This is a genomic window from Marinomonas sp. G8-14 (assembly GCF_055808935.1).
Genome location: NZ_CM147891.1, coordinates 3,772,465 through 3,790,689, shown reverse-complemented (window position 1 = coordinate 3,790,689; position 18,225 = coordinate 3,772,465). Strand labels below are relative to the sequence as shown.

Annotated in this window: 21 protein-coding genes; 14 read left to right on the top strand and 7 right to left on the bottom strand. The window is 44.9% G+C overall.

Annotation, left to right across the window (positions count from 1 at the left end; all coding sequences use genetic code 11):
- Positions 1–6 precede the first annotated feature (6 nt).
- Together AC0L6V_RS19290 and AC0L6V_RS19285 are read right to left on the bottom strand one after the other, a co-directional pair.
- A complete protein-coding gene (locus tag AC0L6V_RS19290) occupies positions 7–981 on the bottom strand; it encodes a DUF1852 domain-containing protein (RefSeq protein WP_265219970.1) in 975 nt (324 codons plus the stop codon).
- Between the two features lie 257 nt (positions 982–1,238).
- Positions 1,239–1,781: a DUF7482 domain-containing protein gene (locus AC0L6V_RS19285; RefSeq protein ID WP_265219969.1), complete on the bottom strand. Its 543-nt coding sequence runs from the start codon at positions 1,779–1,781 to the stop codon at positions 1,239–1,241.
- 111 nt (positions 1,782–1,892) lie between these two features.
- On the opposite strand from AC0L6V_RS19285, the gene AC0L6V_RS19280 reads away from it, so the two are divergent.
- Complete coding sequence (locus AC0L6V_RS19280; RefSeq protein ID WP_265219968.1) at positions 1,893–2,780, top strand: LysR family transcriptional regulator; 888 nt, start codon at positions 1,893–1,895, stop codon at positions 2,778–2,780.
- A 99-nt stretch (positions 2,781–2,879) separates the two neighbouring features.
- Positions 2,880–3,281 (top strand): RidA family protein, encoded by a 402-nt coding sequence (locus AC0L6V_RS19275; RefSeq protein ID WP_265219967.1) that lies wholly within the window; start codon positions 2,880–2,882, stop codon positions 3,279–3,281.
- A gap of 53 nt (positions 3,282–3,334) precedes the next feature.
- On the opposite strand, the gene AC0L6V_RS19270 is transcribed toward AC0L6V_RS19275, so the two are convergent.
- Positions 3,335–5,383 carry a sigma-54-dependent Fis family transcriptional regulator gene (locus AC0L6V_RS19270; protein ID WP_418138515.1) on the bottom strand — a complete coding sequence of 683 codons (2,049 nt, stop codon included), beginning with the start codon at positions 5,381–5,383 and terminating at the stop codon, positions 3,335–3,337.
- Between the two features lie 266 nt (positions 5,384–5,649).
- Here AC0L6V_RS19270 and AC0L6V_RS19265 point away from each other — a divergent pair, with 266 nt between their 5' ends.
- From AC0L6V_RS19265 to AC0L6V_RS19240, 6 genes are all read left to right on the top strand, one after another.
- Positions 5,650–6,738, top strand: a complete 1,089-nt coding sequence (locus AC0L6V_RS19265) for an ABC transporter ATP-binding protein (RefSeq protein ID WP_111607403.1) — start codon at positions 5,650–5,652, stop codon at positions 6,736–6,738.
- Positions 6,739–6,740: 2 nt separating this feature from the next.
- Positions 6,741–7,895 carry an ABC transporter ATP-binding protein gene (locus AC0L6V_RS19260; protein ID WP_265219964.1) on the top strand — a complete coding sequence of 385 codons (1,155 nt, stop codon included), beginning with the start codon at positions 6,741–6,743 and terminating at the stop codon, positions 7,893–7,895.
- Complete coding sequence (locus AC0L6V_RS19255; RefSeq protein ID WP_111607405.1) at positions 7,885–8,754, top strand: carbohydrate ABC transporter permease; 870 nt, start codon at positions 7,885–7,887, stop codon at positions 8,752–8,754. The genes AC0L6V_RS19260 and AC0L6V_RS19255 overlap by 11 nt, the downstream gene beginning before the upstream one ends.
- 9 nt (positions 8,755–8,763) lie before the next feature.
- Positions 8,764–9,660 (top strand): carbohydrate ABC transporter permease, encoded by an 897-nt coding sequence (locus AC0L6V_RS19250; RefSeq protein ID WP_409418936.1) that lies wholly within the window; start codon positions 8,764–8,766, stop codon positions 9,658–9,660.
- A gap of 11 nt (positions 9,661–9,671) precedes the next feature.
- Positions 9,672–9,944 (top strand): DUF2160 domain-containing protein, encoded by a 273-nt coding sequence (locus tag AC0L6V_RS19245; RefSeq protein WP_111607406.1) that lies wholly within the window; start codon positions 9,672–9,674, stop codon positions 9,942–9,944.
- A gap of 81 nt (positions 9,945–10,025) precedes the next feature.
- Positions 10,026–11,750, top strand: coding sequence for an ABC transporter substrate-binding protein (locus tag AC0L6V_RS19240; RefSeq protein WP_265219961.1), 1,725 nt, complete (start codon positions 10,026–10,028; stop codon positions 11,748–11,750).
- Positions 11,751–11,877: 127 nt separating this feature from the next.
- Here the strand turns inward: AC0L6V_RS19240 and AC0L6V_RS19235 are convergent, their stop codons facing one another.
- Complete coding sequence (locus tag AC0L6V_RS19235; protein WP_111607408.1) at positions 11,878–12,060, bottom strand: hypothetical protein; 183 nt, start codon at positions 12,058–12,060, stop codon at positions 11,878–11,880.
- Positions 12,061–12,382: 322 nt separating this feature from the next.
- Between AC0L6V_RS19235 and AC0L6V_RS19230 the strand changes: the two genes are divergently transcribed.
- Entirely contained in the window at positions 12,383–12,970 is a 588-nt protein-coding gene (locus tag AC0L6V_RS19230) for a malonic semialdehyde reductase (RefSeq protein WP_418138514.1), read from the top strand.
- Positions 12,971–13,096: 126 nt separating this feature from the next.
- Here the strand turns inward: AC0L6V_RS19230 and AC0L6V_RS19225 are convergent, their stop codons facing one another.
- Entirely contained in the window at positions 13,097–13,957 is an 861-nt protein-coding gene (locus AC0L6V_RS19225) for a LysR family transcriptional regulator (RefSeq protein ID WP_265219958.1), read from the bottom strand.
- Between the two features lie 108 nt (positions 13,958–14,065).
- Between AC0L6V_RS19225 and AC0L6V_RS19220 the strand changes: the two genes are divergently transcribed.
- The 5 genes from AC0L6V_RS19220 to AC0L6V_RS19200 all read left to right on the top strand — a co-directional run bounded on the left by AC0L6V_RS19220 (position 14,066) and on the right by AC0L6V_RS19200 (position 16,794).
- On the top strand, positions 14,066–14,590 hold the full coding sequence (locus AC0L6V_RS19220) for an RBBP9/YdeN family alpha/beta hydrolase (protein WP_409418934.1): 525 nt from the start codon (positions 14,066–14,068) through the stop codon (positions 14,588–14,590).
- Between the two features lie 75 nt (positions 14,591–14,665).
- A complete protein-coding gene (locus AC0L6V_RS19215) occupies positions 14,666–15,319 on the top strand; it encodes a glutathione S-transferase family protein (RefSeq protein WP_265219957.1) in 654 nt (217 codons plus the stop codon).
- A gap of 138 nt (positions 15,320–15,457) precedes the next feature.
- On the top strand, positions 15,458–15,742 hold the full coding sequence (locus tag AC0L6V_RS19210) for a hypothetical protein (RefSeq protein ID WP_418138513.1): 285 nt from the start codon (positions 15,458–15,460) through the stop codon (positions 15,740–15,742).
- Positions 15,714–16,343 carry a phytanoyl-CoA dioxygenase family protein gene (locus AC0L6V_RS19205; RefSeq protein ID WP_346433251.1) on the top strand — a complete coding sequence of 210 codons (630 nt, stop codon included), beginning with the start codon at positions 15,714–15,716 and terminating at the stop codon, positions 16,341–16,343. The genes AC0L6V_RS19210 and AC0L6V_RS19205 overlap by 29 nt, the downstream gene beginning before the upstream one ends.
- A 115-nt stretch (positions 16,344–16,458) precedes the next feature.
- Positions 16,459–16,794, top strand: coding sequence for a hypothetical protein (locus AC0L6V_RS19200; RefSeq protein ID WP_265219953.1), 336 nt, complete (start codon positions 16,459–16,461; stop codon positions 16,792–16,794).
- Here AC0L6V_RS19200 and AC0L6V_RS19195 read toward each other — a convergent pair.
- On the bottom strand, positions 16,791–17,582 hold the full coding sequence (locus AC0L6V_RS19195) for a DODA-type extradiol aromatic ring-opening family dioxygenase (RefSeq protein WP_265219952.1): 792 nt from the start codon (positions 17,580–17,582) through the stop codon (positions 16,791–16,793). The genes AC0L6V_RS19200 and AC0L6V_RS19195 overlap by 4 nt on opposite strands.
- A gap of 225 nt (positions 17,583–17,807) precedes the next feature.
- Positions 17,808–18,197, bottom strand: a complete 390-nt coding sequence (locus AC0L6V_RS19190) for a VOC family protein (protein ID WP_265219951.1) — start codon at positions 18,195–18,197, stop codon at positions 17,808–17,810.
- Positions 18,198–18,225: the final 28 nt, after the last annotated feature.

Here is an 18,225-nt window from a genome sequence, read left to right as displayed (position 1 = left end):
TAGCGTTTATGCGTAATTCGCAGCCCACTGCTCAAGTAGCCTTTGGTGAGGTTTTATAAAGTGCTGTTCAGCAAATTTGCCTTGCTCACTCGCCAATTGACTACGTTCTTCACGGTCATAAACAATTTGCGTTAGAGAGTGATCGAGGTTGTTTAAGTTGGGTTGATAGCACTTTCCAGCGACCGCGTTAGCATTGTAGATTTCTGGCCGGTAGATTTTCTGGAAGGTTTCCATCGTACTGATGGTGCCAATCAACTCAAGATTGCTGTAATCGTTCAGCAAGTCACCCACAAAATAAAACGCCAACGGCGCTGCACTGTTGGCAGGCATAAAATAGCGAACCTGTAAGCTCATCTTCTGAAAATAATGTTCGGTCAAAGAGGGGCCACTTGGCTCATATTCAACGCCCAATACAGGATGCTGATTTCCTGTTCGCTGATAAGTTTTGTTGTCTGAAACACTCAGACAGATAACTGGCGGCTTGGTAAAGTTTTCTTTGAAGCTGTCTGACTTCACAAAACTTTTAAAGAGCTTTCCATGTAGATCACCAAAGTTGTCAGGAATACTAAATTGCGTTTGGTTTTTGTTATGGTTTGGTAGTAATACGCTGAAGTCATAATCACGCACATAAGAAGAGAAATTGTTTCCTACAATTCCATCGATACGCTGCTCAGTGTGGTGATCAACAATATTCGTCTTTAACATTTCAATGGTTGGAAAGGTCTGGCCCTTCCCTTCAATATCGACATCAACTGAGATGATTTCAAGCTCAACAGAATAGCGGTCTCCCTTTGCGTTATCCCAATGCGCCAAGGCATTAAAACGATTGTTAATCATCCTTAATGCGTCACGTAAATTCTGTTGTCGTCTCGCTCCTCTAGCCAGATTCGCAAAGTTGGTTGTGATGCGAGTATTGTCTGAAGGGCGGTAGCTTTCATCGAAGCAAATGCTCTTAATGGTAAAGGTAAAATCGTTGTTCATGGTGATCTGGTATCCTATTTTCTGAAGTGAAATGGAGATCCATTCCTTATTCTCACTTGCCCGTTTTTTGCTTGTTGGCGATCGGCCTAACTATTCTTTGAGTACTGTTATACGCAACTATAAACATGAACAAAAATGAATTTAATTTCATAGAATTGAATTTTGCTCATGATTAAGAATAAATACGACTCTTGATTGAATATTTTCACTCAAAAATAGGATGGGTAATGAGAAGTAAGAACGCCCTCAACAGGGCGTTATTTTGTCGGGCGCGAATCAGCAAGAGAAAATGGAATGACCGGACAATTGAGCACGATATTGGTCCGTTCTATAGTAACCAAGCCCTGGTCTTCAGCCGTAAGAATAGCTTCTTCAGACCTTAGCTCTGTTGCCTTGCTTGGGTCTTTCCACGCTACGACGTACATCAACCACAGCGGCGAGTAATGGGTATTTTGACTTTCATAGCCTAATGGTTCGGGGACAGAAGCAAACACGCTCCGCGCTTGCTCTTGATTCGGAAACGCATACACACGTTCTAGCACAGTTTTCACTTGGGGTGGTTTTGGGTAATTCGGCACAGCATCACGCAACCGAGGCACATAATTGGCATTTTTGGCTTTTGCCACAGCCTGATCAGATACATCTGTCGTAATGTAGCGAACTTCTTTGCCCTCATGCCAACCGTGTAACAAAGGCATACTGATCGTAGCCTGCTGAGAACTTGTATCTTGAATAGAATGAAGGCTGCACGAAGCCAATAAAAAAACACTAACAAGTCCTAAGAAACATTGACGCAACATATCATTCACTCCAAAGTGTTTTAAATAGAAAGAACATTGAAAACCACCAATTAACGACTATTAATACTAACTTTCTACCTATTTAGGTCGTTAATAGCCAACGAGATAAGCATGATAAATAAGCTTGAAATTAATCATCTAAGAACATTAAGCGCTCTCTATCAGCTCGGCAACATTTCGGCGGCAGCAGAACATTTAAGCGTTTCTCAACAGGCAATCAGTCTTCAACTTAAAAAGATAAGAACCATTCTTGGTGATCAACTCTTTGTTAGAACAGGCCACGGAATGATTCCAACACCCTACGCCAAAGACATTGAACAACACATCGAGAAAATATTAACCCACATAAATAACATCCCTCTGGCAAATGCATTTTTACCACAGGAAGTAGAAAGAACACTGGTCATCTGTGCAACAGACTACACCCAAGAAGTCATCGTCACCGAGCTAATTAAAGAGCTTAGGCAGTACGCCCCTAAAATAAAAGTGATCGTTACCAATATCGAACACGCGAACCTAACCAAAAAAATCCATCAAGGCTCAATAGACATTGTTTTTACCACCAGTGCCTATGTTCCCGAAGGGTTGATTTCCACGCCATTATTTATAGAAAAGTACTTATGCGTGACAGCGAATAAAACCATTGAACGTACTCATGACCTATCACTACAACAATTAACCAAACATGATTTTGTCATCACTTCGCCTGGTGTGGGCAGCTTTATAGGCTCTGCAGACACTTGGTTTGAACAACAAGGATTTCCACGTCAGGTTGCCGTATCCGCCCCATCCTTTCATATGGCGAAAGAAACCTTAAAACATTCAAACATGGTGGGATTTATTCCTTCGAGACTATTACCGTACGACGGACTATTTGAGCTTCCACTAGAAAAATACCCACCGGGTTATCAAGTCGTTGCGGCCTATCACCCAAGCGCAAAACATGACCTATTAATTAACTGGTTACTGGATAGCGTCCAGAAGAAATTTACTCATTAAAGAAGCATCAGCTTGTATGAGTAACAAGCTTAGCTTTATCGTCAACCACGTCATTCACCTCTACTCTATCGTCACTTTAAACACTATGTAGAGGTCATTATGTCCATTAAACGCATTAACCCATCATCTTTGTATGACGGCACGGCGACTGGCATGTCACAAGCAACAATTGATACCGACACTGGGTTGATTTTTATTTCAGGGCAAGTCGATTGGGACACCGGTTTTCACACTCATAATCACGACATGAAAACGCAAACCGCCAATGCGGCAAAACATTTAATCACGGTACTAAAAGAGGCAAATTCTTCGGTAGAGAATATCTTACAGTTACGTGTCTATGTTCGCGGTGAGGTTGCTGACCATTTGGAAGACATCGTCCCTATTATCGCCAGTACATTAGGCACATCACGGCCAGCATTAACAGGGATTGGTGTCGCCTCTTTGGCAACACCAGAGACCTTAATTGAAATTGAAGCGGTCGCAAAAGTGGCTCGATAGAACACTAGTACCCATTTTAACCAAGAGGGTAAAATCGGGATTACCTTGCATGTCTATACATCATTTCCTTTCCCTTTTGCGTATTTATACACCGTATTACGGCTGACACCAGCCGTTTTTGCGGTTTGTGAAACATTGCCTTTAAACTCGCTTAACAGGCGAGGAATCAGTCTTTCTAAGGGCTCATCTTGTTCTGTCGATGCAGGCGCTGTTAGATCAAATGATGCGGAAGCATCCAGATCATCAAAGAAATCATCAGGCAAGTGCCATTCTTCCAGCATTTCTTCATCCGCCATGGCCATGCCAACTTTCAGTACATGAGCAAGTTGACGCATGTTCCCCCGCCAAGGATGTCTGACCAATAACTCAAGCATATCTGACGATAAAGCAGGGCCAGGCTCTTCTTTGCGTAGACGTTCATGTAAATAACGAATCAATTCAGCCTTGTCGGTACGTTCACGTAATGCCGGTAATTCGATATTCAAACCTGAGATTCGATAGTATAAATCTTGGCGGAAACGGCCTTCTTTTACTTCATCTTTTAAGGTGCGATTAGTGGCTGAAATGAGTTTAATATCAACAGGAAAGGCTTCCGTTGAGCCTAATGGCGTCACCACTCTTTCTTGTAAAACACGCAATAAACGCGACTGCACCGCCATCGGCATTTCACCGATTTCGTCCAAAAATAACGTGCCTCGATGTGCACGACGAATCAAACCGATTGAGCCTCGATTTTGTGCGCCAGTAAAAGCGCCTTTTTCATAACCAAAAAGTTCAGACTCTACCAACTCAGCCGGAATGGCCGCACAATTTACCGCCACCAGCATCTCTTTGGCACGAGAGCTGTGATAATGCAAACTGCGTACGAATATCTCCTTCCCCGCCCCGGTTTCCCCATGGATTAAAATTGGAATGTCTTTTTCCATAATTTTATGAGCTTGACGCACCAAACGCTCTACTCGCTCATCTCCATGTTGCAATTCAGCCATTGGAATAACGTTATCTGGGATAGCGATTGATGACGGTTTCTCCGTATCCTTCACCTTCTCCGGTGACGAATTTTCTTTATTCATAACAATGGCTTCTGATTGAGGCGGGGCAACGTAATCAGCACGCTGACGAAAGTCTGGTACACGCATAATTTGCTGTACTGGCGGAATCACTTTGACATAAAACTGATAACGCCCCATGGCAATCAGTTTCATCGGCAAACTATAGGGATGATGTTTGATTTCACGCATTTCAATATCAAACACTTGATTGATGTTCAACAAGGCTAAGTCTCGTGCCAACACCACCTCCGCGCGACGATTTGCCGACACAATGGTGCCGTTTTCGTCAAGCACCAAAATACCGGACCAATGACTGTCCAAACTGACCACATTGGTATTAAAGCTGAGAATAAAATGTTCTTGCTGAAAGGCCGAAAATATCAGACGATTTTCCACACTCAAAGACATGAGTTTGACCATGCCAAAAGTATGATCTTGGGGTAAATAGGCGTCGGAAGAAATATCCAACACTCCGACTAAATCGTTTTTGGTGTTGTAAATAGGCGACGCTGAACCAACCATAAAACGATTGGCACGCAAAAAGTGTTCATCACGACCCACTTGAATCGCTTCACCCGTGATCAAGGCAGTACCGATGGCATTGGTCCCGGCGCCCATTTCACTCCATTGATTGCCACCCACCAAACCATGTTGCGCAGCACTACCAAAACGCGGCTGCCCCCATGTGTTCAGCACATGACCTTGACGGTCTGCCAAGACAATCATGCAAGCCGAATTACTCAGAATATTTTCATAGTACGGCAGCACTTCGTTTTCTGTCGTTTCTAGCAAACTACGATGCTGGTCTATTAGGTCACTTAGGGTGCCTTTTGGCAGAGTCGCAAAATCTGGTCGACTACCATGATCCAAACCGAACTGTTCACAACGATACCAAGACGCTTGAATTCTCTCTTTGTGAGTCTGTGTCAGCCCCGCCTCCGCAGTGAACGCAATGTCTGTGGATATGGTCGCAGTTTGTGGTTGTTTTTGTTCTTTTTCATCTTGCATTTCCAACTCCAACACAGCGGTGTAAACATCAAAACTGTGCATGAAATGTTCATTGTAATGAGCAGACTGTAAACACTTTGAACACTCGTGAACAGTCCTTTTTCAAAAGCGAAAACTACCAAAAGCAATACGGAAATATAATAAAAATCATATTTATCAATAATTTAAACAAAATTAATGCAGGAAAATTATTTTTGGCACAGCTTTTGTAATGTACTTATCCATCAAGGTGCGTTCGCTTTTGAGCTTTTAATGATCAACAAGACGATCGCACTTAAAAAAACAATAACAACAAAAAGGTACTCACAATGTCTCTGACGCTGCAGAATGTATCGCGCGTTGTTGAAGGTGAGACGTGGATCGATCAGGTAAACCTGTCTCTCGAACCCGGCTCTTTCAACGTTCTACTTGGACGCACGCTGTCCGGTAAAACCACGCTGATGCGCCTTATGGCCGGTCTTGACCGTCCAACCAAAGGGAAAATCCTCATGAATGGGGTGGACGTCACTGGTGTGCCAGTGCGCGAACGTAACATCTCCATGGTGTACCAACAGTTCATCAACTACCCCAACCTCACCGTGTACGAAAACATCGCTTCACCTTTGCGTTTGGCAAAAATGGATGAAAAAGAAGTCGACCGCCGTGTACGTGAAACCGCGGCGATGTTGCGCATCGATCCTTTTCTTGATCGCCTTCCATTACAACTCTCTGGCGGTCAACAACAACGCACCGCCATGGCGAGAGCCTTAGTCAAAGATTCACAAATTATCCTCTTCGATGAGCCATTAGTTAACCTTGATTACAAGCTCCGGGAAGAGCTTCGTCAAGAATTACGCGCCTTGTTCAAAGCACGTAATTGCATCGCGGTATATGCCACCACAGAGCCGAATGAAGCATTGGCGTTAGGTGGCAACACCGCCGTCTTAAACGAAGGTCGTTTGCTGCAAATGGGACCAACCGCTGAGGTTTATCATCAGCCAAAAGACATCATTACCGCAGAAATGTTCTCTGAACCACCCATCAATGTGGTTCCTGGTCGCGTCAGCGAAGAAGAAGTCACCTTCGACGATACGGTACATTTCCGTTTAAACAGCGATTTGCGTCGTCTTACACCGGGTGAATATCAGTTTGGTGTACGTGCCTCACACATTGGTCTCGTCCCTCATTCAGACGATGATTTGGAATTGCCCGTTCGCGTTGATCTGGCAGAAATTAGTGGCTCGGAAACCTTCTTGCACGTCCATAATCCGCATTTTGATTTGGTACTGCATCTATCTGGGGTTCATGCCTACCAAGTGGATCAAGAAATTAAAGTCTACTTCCCAACGCACAAGCTTTACGCCTTCGATGCCCAAGGCAAGATGGTGCATTCCCCCGCTCGCATGAGGGATCAATAATCATGGCTTCTATTACCCTAAATGCCTTAGCGCATACCTACACAGAGAATCCAACCAAACCAGAAGACTACGCGATTCGTGAAATGACTCACGTTTGGGAACAAGGCGGTGCCTTTGCTCTATTGGGTCCGTCCGGTTGCGGAAAATCCACCCTGCTGAATATTATTTCTGGCCTGCTAAAACCGTCTAATGGTGAGGTCTTGTTCGATGGCAAGCGCGTCAATGAGCTAAAACCGGAAGAACGTAACATTGCACAAGTGTTTCAGTTCCCTGTGGTATACGACACCATGACGGTGTTTGATAACTTAGCTTTTCCGCTGCGGAATATTGGCGTGCCGGAATACAAGGTGAAATCAAAAGTCTATGAAGTGGCTGAAATTCTCGAACTGTCGGACCAGCTAAAACGCAAAGCCAAAGGCTTGTCGGCGGATCAGAAACAAAAAGTCTCTATGGGTCGCGGCTTAGTACGTGACGATGTATCGGCGATTTTGTTTGATGAACCCCTCACCGTTATCGACCCTCAGTTGAAATGGAAATTACGTCGTAAGCTCAAACAAATCCATGAGCAATTTAACATCACCATGGTGTATGTGACCCACGATCAATTAGAAGCCTCGACCTTCGCCGACAAAATTGCCGTCATGTACAACGGGCAAATCGTCCAGTTCGGCACACCTAGAGAGTTATTCGAAAATCCAGCGCACACTTTCGTTGGCTACTTTATTGGTAGCCCTGGCATGAACTTTTTTGACGCTGAACTGAAAAATCAAGGCGGGAAAGAAGCACTCATGTTTGGCGACCATGAAATCTCCGTCAGCGATGCCATGCTGACACGCTTAAAAGCCATGGGAGCCAATAAAGTCACTTTGGGCATTCGCCCAGAATTTGTCCACGTCTGGGACGGTAAAAACAGCGATGCGTTTCATGTTGATGTGGACTACGTAGAAGACCTAGGTACTTACAAGATTTTGTCTTTCTTGTTTCATGGGCAAGTGATGAAAGCCCGCCTCAGTGAAGATCAGAAAGTTCCTTCTGGGCAAATTTATGTGAGTTTTCCTGAACAGTGGACCAAGGTCTATGTCGACGATTACTTGGTTGACTTAACCGATTCTGCTGTCGATCACGACAAGACAAAGGAGATCCAGCATGCAAATTAAAGTCGAAAACAACAAGGCATGGTTCCTTGTTCTGCCCGTTTTCCTGATTGTTGCCTTCTCGGCCATCATCCCCTTAATGACAGTGGTGAATTATTCGGTACAGGATATTTTTGACCCCTATACACGTTACTTTGTTGGCACAGAATGGTTCAAACAAGTGATGCTGGACAGCCGCTTGCACGAAGCCTTACTACGCCAATTCCTTTACTCTTTCACCATTTTGGCCATTGAAGTGCCGTTGGGTATTTGCGTGGCATTAATGATGCCAACCAAGGGTCGCGGTGCGTCATTGGCTTTGATCTTGGTTGCGATTCCCCTGCTGATTCCATGGAACGTAGTCGGTACGATTTGGCAAATATTTGGTCGTGCCGACATCGGGTTATTTGGGGCATTTATGAGTAGTATCGGTGTCGATTACAACTACGCCTCTGACCCAACCGACGCTTGGTTAACCGTGGTATTAATGGATGTCTGGCACTGGACTCCCTTGATCGCGCTGTTATGTTACTCCGGTTTGCGAGCCATTCCTGAGGTGTATTACCAAGCGGCACGTATCGACCAAGCCTCTCGCTGGGCTGTATTCCGCTATATCCAACTACCTAAACTCACTAACGTGCTGATTATTGGTGTGTTGTTGCGCTTTATGGACTCTTTCATGATTTATACCGAACCCTTTGTGCTTACAGGGGGCGGCCCAGGCAGCTCCACGACTTTCTTGAGTCAGTCGTTAGTACAACAAGCCATCGGCCAGTTTGACCTTGGTCCTGCGGCCGCGTTCTCTCTGGTGTACTTCTTAATCATCTTGCTCGTGTGCTGGGTGTTCTACACCACCATCATGAACATGCAAAAAGACAAGTAGGAGCGGATCATGACTCAATCGTCAACAAAACCCATAGAACACGCTTATAAAGTCACCAAAGAACAAGCCCCCGTGTATAGCCACGCGGAACGCAAAATCCGCAACGCGAATCTACGTGGTCGCTTTGGCCTAGCGCTGTACATTGTGTTGCTGTTACTGCCAATCTATTGGCTTGTAAACATGTCGTTCAAAACCAATACCGAGATTCTCAGCGGGTTGTCCTTTTTCCCTGAGAATTTCACCCTAGATAACTACGCCAAGATCTTTGGTGATCCAACATGGTACATGGGTTACGTCAACTCCATATTCTACGTATCCATGAACATGGTGATTAGCTTATTAGTGGCTCTACCTGCCGCTTATGCGTTTAGTCGCTATAAGTTCATTGGTGACAAGCACATGTTCTTCTGGTTGTTGTCCAACCGAATGGCACCACCAGCGGTATTCCTATTACCCTTTTTTCAACTGTATTCCTCAGTCGGTCTGTTCGATACCCATATTGCTGTGGCCTTAGCGCACTGTTTGTTCAACGTGCCATTAGCGGTATGGATTCTAGAAGGCTTTATGAGTGGTGTGCCTCGTGAAATAGACGAAACGGCGTACATCGATGGCTACTCCTTTCCAAAATTTTTCGTGCGCATCTTCATTCCTTTGATTCGCTCAGGCATCGGTGTAACGGCCTTCTTCTGCTTCATGTTCTCTTGGGTAGAGCTACTGCTAGCACGAACGTTGACGTCGGTCGATGCCAAGCCTATCGCGGCCATCATGACACGAACCGTCTCGGCGTCGGGCATGGATTGGGGGTTGCTCGCCGCCGCAGGTGTACTGACTATTCTGCCGGGGATGCTGGTCATTTACTTCGTTCGTAACCATGTGGCGAAGGGCTTTGCCCTTGGTCGAGTGTAAGGAGAATTATTATGGCTTGGATGTCTTGGACATTACCGACCGCCCTGTTTTTTATCGGCATTGCTGTGATCTTGGTCGGCATGACCACATGGCAAATTATCTCACCTTGTGTAGAACGCCGTGGCTTTTTGCCTCTGGCCACGACACGTGGTGACCGTTTGTTCATTGGCCTGCTAAGCAGTGCCTTTATCCACCTTGCATTCGTTGCACTAACGGATGTGAACATCGCGGTGGCAACCGTCCTGTGCGCATTCTGGATGGTGATTCTAATGCGCTGGGGCTAGTCAGCGTCCCTAATCAATAGGAACGATGGATTATCTGGCATGGAAGCCACATAGAAAAACTAAACTTTGTTGAGGTAAATTATGCACTACAATAAGAAAAAAATTGCACTCGCCGCCTTACCCTTTGCTGTCATGATGCACTCGGCTAGCTTATGGGCCGACGCGTATTCTGACGCTGCCAAGAAATGGGTAGACACGGAATTCACAGTTTCGACGCTGAGTAAGCAACAACAGTTAGACGAATTACAATGGTTTACCGATGCTGCGAAAAAGTTTCGTGGTATGGAAATCAACGTGGCGTCTGAAACCTTAACGACTCACAAATACGAGTCACAAGTGTTAGCCAAAGCCTTCCAAGAAATCACGGGGATTAAAGTCAACCATGACTTGATCCAAGAAGGTGACGTCGTTGAGAAACTGCAAACGCAAATGCAGTCTGGCCGTAACATTTACGATGCCTATGTGAACGATTCTGACCTGATCGGTACACACTTCCGCTACGGTAAAGTGGTGCCTATTTCCGACATGATGACCGGCGATGGCAAAGAGTTTACATCACCCACCTTAGATCTTGCCGATTTTATCGGTTTGGATTTCACTACAGGGCCAGATGGCAAGCTTTACCAATTACCAACCCAACAGTTTGCTAACCTTTATTGGTTCCGTGCTGACTGGTTTGCGCGTCCAGATTTGAAAGAAAAATTCAAATCCATTTACGGCTATGAGCTAGGTGTGCCTGTTAACTGGTCCGCTTATGAAGATATTGCCGAGTTCTTCACCGATAAAGTACAAAATATCGATGGTACACGTGTTTATGGCCACATGGATTACGGTAAAAAAGATCCTTCTCTAGGCTGGCGCTTTACCGATGCTTGGTTCTCTATGGCAGGTGCTGGCGACAAAGGCACACCAAACGGTTTACCTGTAGATGAGTGGGGCATTCGTATCAAAGACGCCTGCTCTCCAGTTGGATCCAGTGTTTCTCGTGGTGGCGCAACCAACGGCCCAGCTGCCGTATATGCGACGACCAAATACGTTGAATGGTTACGTAAGTACGCGCCACCTGAAGCACAAGGTATGACCTTCTCTGAATCTGGCCCAGTGCCAGCGCAAGGTGGTGTCGCTCAGCAAATCTTCTGGTATACCGCGTTTACCGCTGACATGACATCGCCAGGCCTTCCTGTTGTGAATGAAGATGGCACGCCAAAATGGCGCATGGCTCCTTCTCCAGTGGGACCATACTGGGAAGAAGGCATGAAGAAAGGTTATCAAGATGTGGGCGCTTGGACCTTCATGAACTCAACACCAGAAGACCGTCGTCTAGCCGCGTGGTTGTACGCTCAGTTCACCACCGCAAAAACCGTTTCTTTGAAGAAAACCTTGGTCGGTCTAACGCCGATTCGTGAGTCGGATATCAACTCTCCAGAAATGGCCGCTGCCGCGCCTAAATTGGGTGGCTTGGTTGAGTTCTACAAAGGACCAGCCCGTAAACAATGGTCACCAACTGGGATTAACGTGCCAGATTATCCTAAGCTAGCGCAACTTTGGTGGCAGTACATTTCCCAAGCCGCAAGCGGGGAAGCGACACCACAAGAAGCACTTAACGGCCTAGCGGAAGCACAAGACAAGGTAATGGAACGTTTGGAACGCGCTAACGTACAACCAATATGCGGACCAAAAATGAACCAACCACGTGACGAAGCTTACTGGTTAGCGCAACCTGGTTCTCCAAAACCAAAATTGGCTAACGAAAAACCACAAGGCGTCACTGTCTCTTACGACGACCTACTTCGTTCTTGGGAATAAGATCTTTTCGTTATTGTCCACAGCACTCTGAACCTTTGACCGGCCTAGGCCGGTCTTTTTTTGCTTGGTAAAAAAACAAGAAGCTAATAGGATTTAGAATAATCAATAAGGTAGGCTAAACAAGGTATCAATGCGTCATGGGTTGATCATCTGCCATCAAGGCTTTCAGCTCATCCTGCAAGCTTTCGATTTTTTCCACCAGTATATGCTGCTGTGAAGGTGGTATTTGGGCAATATCTTGAAGCGATACTTTTTCTAAGTTTTCAAGCAGACTAACCAAATGCTGTATGCGGTCATCTTTTCTGTTCATGCGGGTTCTCTCCGTAGATGCATGGTGACTACATAACCATAGACAACTTTTTCCATTTACTCTGTCATAAATGAGAAAAGTTATGTAAAAAATTGAAGTATTTATTGGACTAGAACACAAAACGTTGATTTTCATCTGCTTATTAAATTCTTGTCGAATCATCAAAACGCTTTCATTAGATCGATTATTGAAATAATCATGTTCTAATTAGACTATAAATGAATCATCTTAGCGGCGGTATAATCTTTAAATGAAAGTAGGATAATGACGTAACTTAGTTCGTCAAGCATTGCTATCAATCACATACGGCAGAGGTTTTACCATGACATCACTGGACAAAAATGCATTAGATCAATTGTTTTTAGAAGCACGAAGCTACAACGAATTCTTAGATACACCGGTAAGCGAAGACACAATTAAAGCACTGTACGATGTCTTCAAATGGGTACCAACTTCAATGAACACACAGCCAGCACGCTTTGTTTTCTTGAGCAGCGCAGCAAGCAAAGAAAAACTCTTACCAGCTTTGGCTCCAGGTAACGTCGAAAAAACGCGTAACGCGCCATTAACTCTGATCGTCGCGTTTGACACTAAGTTCTACAATCACTTGCCAACGCAATTCAAAGCGTACGATGCGAAACCTATGTTTGAAAGCAACCAAGCTTTAACCGACGCTACCGCATTCCGTAACAGCAGCTTGCAAGGCGCTTACGTTATGATGGCAGCTCGTGCATTAGGTCTAAGTGTTGGTGCAATGAGCGGTTTTAATCCAATTGCTGTTGATGAAGCATTCTTTGCTGATGGCGAATACAAAACCAACTTCATCATTAACCTAGGTTACGGCAAGCCAGAAGGTTTCCACCCACGAGGCCCTCGCCTTGCGTTTGATGACGTTGCTGAAATTCTATAATTTTCGCTTACCGTCTTATTAAAAAAGCGAAAGCCCCAATGCCATTTATCATGGAGTTTTCGCTTTTTTGTTTTATCGCAATGCATAATAACTTATCAAAATGTGGCACTGAGCTAAACATAACACCTAATGATTTTGCTGGAAGAAGCGCTGACTAATGTCGGCTGCCAAATGAGAAGCAAACATAGGATGAGGAATAGGCGCAACAGCGAGCACGATATCGACAGTGGGTAACGCGGGAAGAGTAGAATCTTCAATAATACTGAGACCATAGGAAACACTGGATCGCGCCATCGCACTGATACCTTGACCTTTGCGTAGCAAACCTTTAATCGCCGTTGCACTGGAACTACTGCACATCAATCGATATTCTCGCCCCTGTTTCTCTAGCCCATCAATGGCCGTGCTGTGAAACTTACAGTCGGGTTCGTACAACACCAAACACAAGGGATTTTGCTTTTCTATTAGCTCATCCGTTTGAAGATTTTCTCCTTTCACCCACACACCAGAATCGTGCTTTAGAAGATAGCCTTCTTCAGCATCAGGCGAACGGGTCAAAATGGCGACATCTATTTTGCCTTGATCTAGCATCAAGCGCAGTTGGGTACTGCAATCACAAACGATTCGAATACTCTGATGAGGTAAGGTTTCACGCACCAATGCTACGATGGAAGGCAATATCGATTCGGCATAATCGTCAGGACAACCAATGGTCAAAGGTGGATGTCGAAGATGAGTAGAAAAATGCCCTAACGCTTCATCATGCAAAGAAACAAGTCTTCTGGCATAACTCACCAACTGCTGCCCTTGTTCCGTCAATCCTAGATTACGACCTTCCTTCACAAACAACACATGCCCCGTTTCTTCTTCCAGCTTTTTCATCTGCATACTGATCGCACTTTGCGTACGAAACGTCTGCTTTGCTGCACGGGTAAAACTGCCCGTATCAACAAAAGCGATAAAGCTACGGAGTGCATCAATGTCCATAAATAAATCTTCTATCAAAGTTTGGAATAGGAAACATCAAAATTATTCGTTAGTCGTTACAAAAACAAGCTGTAACAATACTTTTCATTGAAAAGGAGGTTTACTAATATGAAAGTACTTATTCTTCCGGGCATTGGAAATTCAGATGTAGATCACTGGCAAAGCCACTGGGAAAAACTAAATAAAAATTACACTAGAGTTAACCAGCTTAACTGGGATCATCCAGACTGTTCAGAGTGGTGCGCTTCACTAGAAGAAAGCGTTCGATCTTCAGGACCAGATACCATATTGGTGGCGCATAGTTTAGGGGGGTTACTCGTTGCCCATTGGGCCGCAAAAACGCACCTAAGGATCAACGCAGCTATGCTAGTCGCAGTACCAGATCCGAACGCTCCTATTTTCCCATCTCAAGCTATTGGATTTAAAGAGCCACCAATGAAGCCTCTACCGTTCAAATCCATTGTGGTTGCTAGCATCAATGACCCCTACAGCAACATAAAATACTCCGAAGAGTGTGCGTCTATTTGGGGTAGCGATATTGTGAATATAGGTGAAGCAGGTCATATCAATAGCGCGAGCGGCTTAGGCTCTTGGTCAGAGGGACATACTATTTTACAAAAGCTAATGGACTAACATTCAAATTTAAATTGGCATGAACTCAGGCAATATCAAACACCATTCGTTAGTCACTGGAAAGAAAGGAATAAAATGCAGCTCATCATTGGCAATAAAAATTACTCATCTTGGTCTTTACGAGGTTGGTTGGCGTTAAAAGCCTTCAACATTCCGTTTGAAGAAATAAAACTCAGCCTGTTTAGTGATGAATTTCATCTTGAACTTGCCAAATACTCTCCCGTTGGAAAAGTGCCCGTTTTAGTGGATGGCGATTTGAGCGTGTGGGATTCACTCGCCATTTGCGAATACATCAATGAAAACTATTTGGATGGAAAAGGCTGGCCTGCGGACAAAAACAACCGCGCCGTGGCTCGTTCTATTGTGGCCGACATGCACTCTGGACTGTTTGCTATTCGTAACGAAATGCCAATGAATTGTCGAGCAAAACGTCGAGTAGAACTCAGTGACAAGGCAAAACAAGAAGTCTCAACCCTAGAGACTATCTGGTCCAATTTACGCACCAAACACGCTAAAGATGGCGACTACTTATTCGGTACTTTTAGTTTGGCTGACGTTTTCTTTGCTCCTGTTGTCTTTCGTTTTTCGACCTACGGCACCCAGCTGTCAGACGCAGCCAGTGCCTACTACACAACCATGCTCGCGCACCCAGACATGCAAGCATGGTTAGCTGACTCAATAGCAGAAACAGAAGTCGTCGCTGCTGGTGAAACAGGTGAATCTGTTTAACTTTCCACCACTAAGAGACCTATGGCGTTTGTCCCAAATAAAAGAGCGAAAGCCCTTCTTACTCGAGAGCCCCAATGGTATTATTGGCCATAGATAAAAAATCACTAAGACTCTAACGCTGAACGGGAAACCAACTCGATGACATTTTCTAACCGTGAAGACTTCCGAAACAAGGGTGTCCTTAAGCTTTCCAGTGTCATCGATATTGAAAAAATTCTTGATGCACAAAGCTACCTTTGGCAAGAAGTGAAACACAAATTTAGCATTAATATCGACGAACCTAGTACATGGTTTTCCAATGCTCACAACCCTGTCGGAGACGCTGGTGCAAAACGGCTAAACGGCATGGGGTCGATAATGCGAGAGGCTCAAAGCCTCGGGGAAATTAGACGAGATAGAAAGAGCGATACAATCGTCTATTGATCAGGTATTCGGCACTCACACTTGGCGCCCGTTGGATCTTTGGTATTCTTTATTGAGTTTTCCAAGCTCAGAGTCGGCTTGGAATGTGCCTCATAAATCTTGGCACTGCGATGAACCTGCTGTAGTGGGAGATGCCGAGCCGTGGAGCCTATTTGTTTTTGTATTTCTTGACAATGTCACTGTCGATATGGGGCCAACAACGGTCGTATCTGGCTCTCATCGACGAGCGGAGCGTCTTGCCAAAACACTCGGTACACAGAATCACGAAGCCTTAATAAACGCCTTTGAATCGGTGAACAGCGGATTGTTTGAGAGTCCGAAAGAGGTCACCCTATTGCCCATGGATCAGGTTTTAGACCTCCTCATTCAAGAAGACCCTTGGTTCCAAGAGCTGGTTGAAGAGGGTTCCCCTGACCAGAGAATTCAACGATTCATAGAAGAAGACAATTCGCTGTATGGCATCAAACAAAAGGTTGTCACATTGACTGGCACCGCTGGCGATATTATTGTGTTTGATCCACGCTGCCTCCACACTTTTTCAGCCAATGTGTCAGACCGTCCTCGACAAGTGTTGCGACTCGATTTTAGGCGTCAATTATAACCTACCAAAAAAACAACCCTGTTTGCCTTTTATTCATACCATTAATAAAAATGCAGACATTATTATTTACCAGTAAAATGCGGTGCGGACTCAACTCACTATTTATAAGGTTTTCATGGCAACATTTACGCAACCCACCCAATCTGATCAATCCGATGAGGCGTTAGAAGAAGCAAGAAACGCGTTTAAAATGCGTCTTTCTGACGTCACTGCTGACCCCACTGAAGTCATCACGAGTATGCAGAAGCTGGTTGAAATATTGCTGCTCAAAAAGCAGTTCGCCGAGGCGCTAAAAGAAATCGAACAATTAAAGACGCTGGCGGCTTCGAACAAAAAGATAAAAATCGCCATGTTGGAAATGAAAGGTCGTATCAAACAGGTTGGCGCTAGATCAGGCTTTCGATCCAGAGCCACCAAGAAATATACGACCAAAAAACCTAATAAGGCTTAATCAAACCGAAAGCTAGACGCGGTCCAACCACCGAAAAGTCCTTCATCGTGGTAAACACAGGTTGCCTTGGCATTTTCAGCCGCTCCAAGGGCCACCATTAGCGGAATCAAATGATCTTCTCTTGGGTGAGCAATACGAGCATAAGGCGCTTTGTCCCACTCGACCAATCGACGGCTTCGCTCTGCTGGTGCTGATTCCAGTAATGTTTCTTGTAACCAAGCATCAAAGCCATTCGAAGGCTTGATGGCTTGTGGGCCTCTTAAGCCAAGATTATGAAAGCTCAAACCGCTGCCAACAATTAATATGCCTTCTTCACGCAATGGCGCCAAGGCACGGCCTAACGCCATGTGTTCTTCTGGGTTTAGATTTGATTTAAGTGACAACTGAACCAGTGGCATGTCCGCTTCAGGATACATCACAGCCATGGGTGCAAATGCGCCATGGTCGAAACCTTTTTTGTCATCCAGATCCACAGCAAAGCCTGCACTTTTCATCAGTTCAGCCACACGAGCGGCGACGTCTGGCGAGCCTGGAGCTTGGTATTTCACCTCATAAGTATGAGCGGGAAAGCCGTAATAATCGTATTCCATTCCTGGAGCTGGGCTAGACTGAACACCAAAGGTTTTGCGTTCCCAATGACCAGAAATCATCAAAATCGCTTTGGGTCTTTCGGGTAAATCTTGCGTCATCTTAACCAAAGACGCTTCAAGATTCGAAAACATGGCGCGCATGTCTGACATATAAGGCCAAGGGCCGCCGCCGTGGGAAATAAAATAAGTGGGTAACATCATCATTCACCTCTAAAACTGGAATAATTAGCCAACTCACTAAAAGCTGAATTGGCTTTATTTGATATCAGCAGTCTAGGCTTGTGACCTTGCTTGATCAATATGCGTCCAGTTAACCCATCATTTCATTTTGATTAATAATCCAAGAAAAAATACCACTTGAGTTTCCTCTCGATTAAAGAAGATACCTTCATAGATCAAATAATGAAGGTATCTTCTTTGTCATTAGGCTTTCTCATGCCGGTCTTTTTCATAGGTATAGACACGCAAACGATGGCCATCAGGATCGAGCGCGGTGAACGTCGTACCAAAATCTAATTCAATTGGCTCTTGAATGATGTCAATGCCCAACTCTTGCCATTTGCTGTAATGGATTTGCAGAGTAATCAGATTATCAAGGGTAAATGCCACCTCCATACTGCCCGCTGGAACATCATTGGCTTTTGGCAATACACTTTTTCGCGCCCATAAGCCAAACTTCGCCCCTGTTTCCGAGACAAACAAAGCAAAGTCTGCGGTTGATTCCACAGGTTCACGGTCAAATAAAGGACGATAAAAATCCACGCTACGCTGCACATTATCCACATATAAGATGGTGAAGTTTGAAATTTCCATACTGACATTCCTATTCGCTGTTTATATT

Excerpts from the sequence above, each read along its gene's own strand:
- AC0L6V_RS19275 (WP_265219967.1), top strand. The coding sequence starts at position 2,880 with ATGTCCATTAAACGCATTAACCCATCATCTTTGTATGACGGCACGGCG.
- AC0L6V_RS19195 (WP_265219952.1), bottom strand. The coding sequence starts at position 17,582 with ATGTTACCCACTTATTTTATTTCCCACGGCGGCGGCCCTTGGCCTTAT.
- AC0L6V_RS19210 (WP_418138513.1), top strand. The coding sequence starts at position 15,458 with ATGACATTTTCTAACCGTGAAGACTTCCGAAACAAGGGTGTCCTTAAG.
- AC0L6V_RS19270 (WP_418138515.1), bottom strand. The coding sequence starts at position 5,383 with ATGCACAGTTTTGATGTTTACACCGCTGTGTTGGAGTTGGAAATGCAA.
- AC0L6V_RS19220 (WP_409418934.1), top strand. The coding sequence starts at position 14,066 with ATGAAAGTACTTATTCTTCCGGGCATTGGAAATTCAGATGTAGATCAC.
- AC0L6V_RS19245 (WP_111607406.1), top strand. The coding sequence starts at position 9,672 with ATGGCTTGGATGTCTTGGACATTACCGACCGCCCTGTTTTTTATCGGC.
- AC0L6V_RS19240 (WP_265219961.1), top strand. The coding sequence starts at position 10,026 with ATGCACTACAATAAGAAAAAAATTGCACTCGCCGCCTTACCCTTTGCT.
- AC0L6V_RS19250 (WP_409418936.1), top strand. The coding sequence starts at position 8,764 with ATGACTCAATCGTCAACAAAACCCATAGAACACGCTTATAAAGTCACC.
- AC0L6V_RS19255 (WP_111607405.1), top strand. The coding sequence starts at position 7,885 with ATGCAAATTAAAGTCGAAAACAACAAGGCATGGTTCCTTGTTCTGCCC.
- AC0L6V_RS19265 (WP_111607403.1), top strand. The coding sequence starts at position 5,650 with ATGTCTCTGACGCTGCAGAATGTATCGCGCGTTGTTGAAGGTGAGACG.
- AC0L6V_RS19230 (WP_418138514.1), top strand. The coding sequence starts at position 12,383 with ATGACATCACTGGACAAAAATGCATTAGATCAATTGTTTTTAGAAGCA.
- AC0L6V_RS19225 (WP_265219958.1), bottom strand. The coding sequence starts at position 13,957 with ATGGACATTGATGCACTCCGTAGCTTTATCGCTTTTGTTGATACGGGC.
- AC0L6V_RS19200 (WP_265219953.1), top strand. The coding sequence starts at position 16,459 with ATGGCAACATTTACGCAACCCACCCAATCTGATCAATCCGATGAGGCG.
- AC0L6V_RS19285 (WP_265219969.1), bottom strand. The coding sequence starts at position 1,781 with ATGTTGCGTCAATGTTTCTTAGGACTTGTTAGTGTTTTTTTATTGGCT.
- AC0L6V_RS19280 (WP_265219968.1), top strand. The coding sequence starts at position 1,893 with ATGATAAATAAGCTTGAAATTAATCATCTAAGAACATTAAGCGCTCTC.
- AC0L6V_RS19190 (WP_265219951.1), bottom strand. The coding sequence starts at position 18,197 with ATGGAAATTTCAAACTTCACCATCTTATATGTGGATAATGTGCAGCGT.
- AC0L6V_RS19260 (WP_265219964.1), top strand. The coding sequence starts at position 6,741 with ATGGCTTCTATTACCCTAAATGCCTTAGCGCATACCTACACAGAGAAT.
- AC0L6V_RS19215 (WP_265219957.1), top strand. The coding sequence starts at position 14,666 with ATGCAGCTCATCATTGGCAATAAAAATTACTCATCTTGGTCTTTACGA.
- AC0L6V_RS19235 (WP_111607408.1), bottom strand. The coding sequence starts at position 12,060 with ATGAACAGAAAAGATGACCGCATACAGCATTTGGTTAGTCTGCTTGAA.
- AC0L6V_RS19290 (WP_265219970.1), bottom strand. The coding sequence starts at position 981 with ATGAACAACGATTTTACCTTTACCATTAAGAGCATTTGCTTCGATGAA.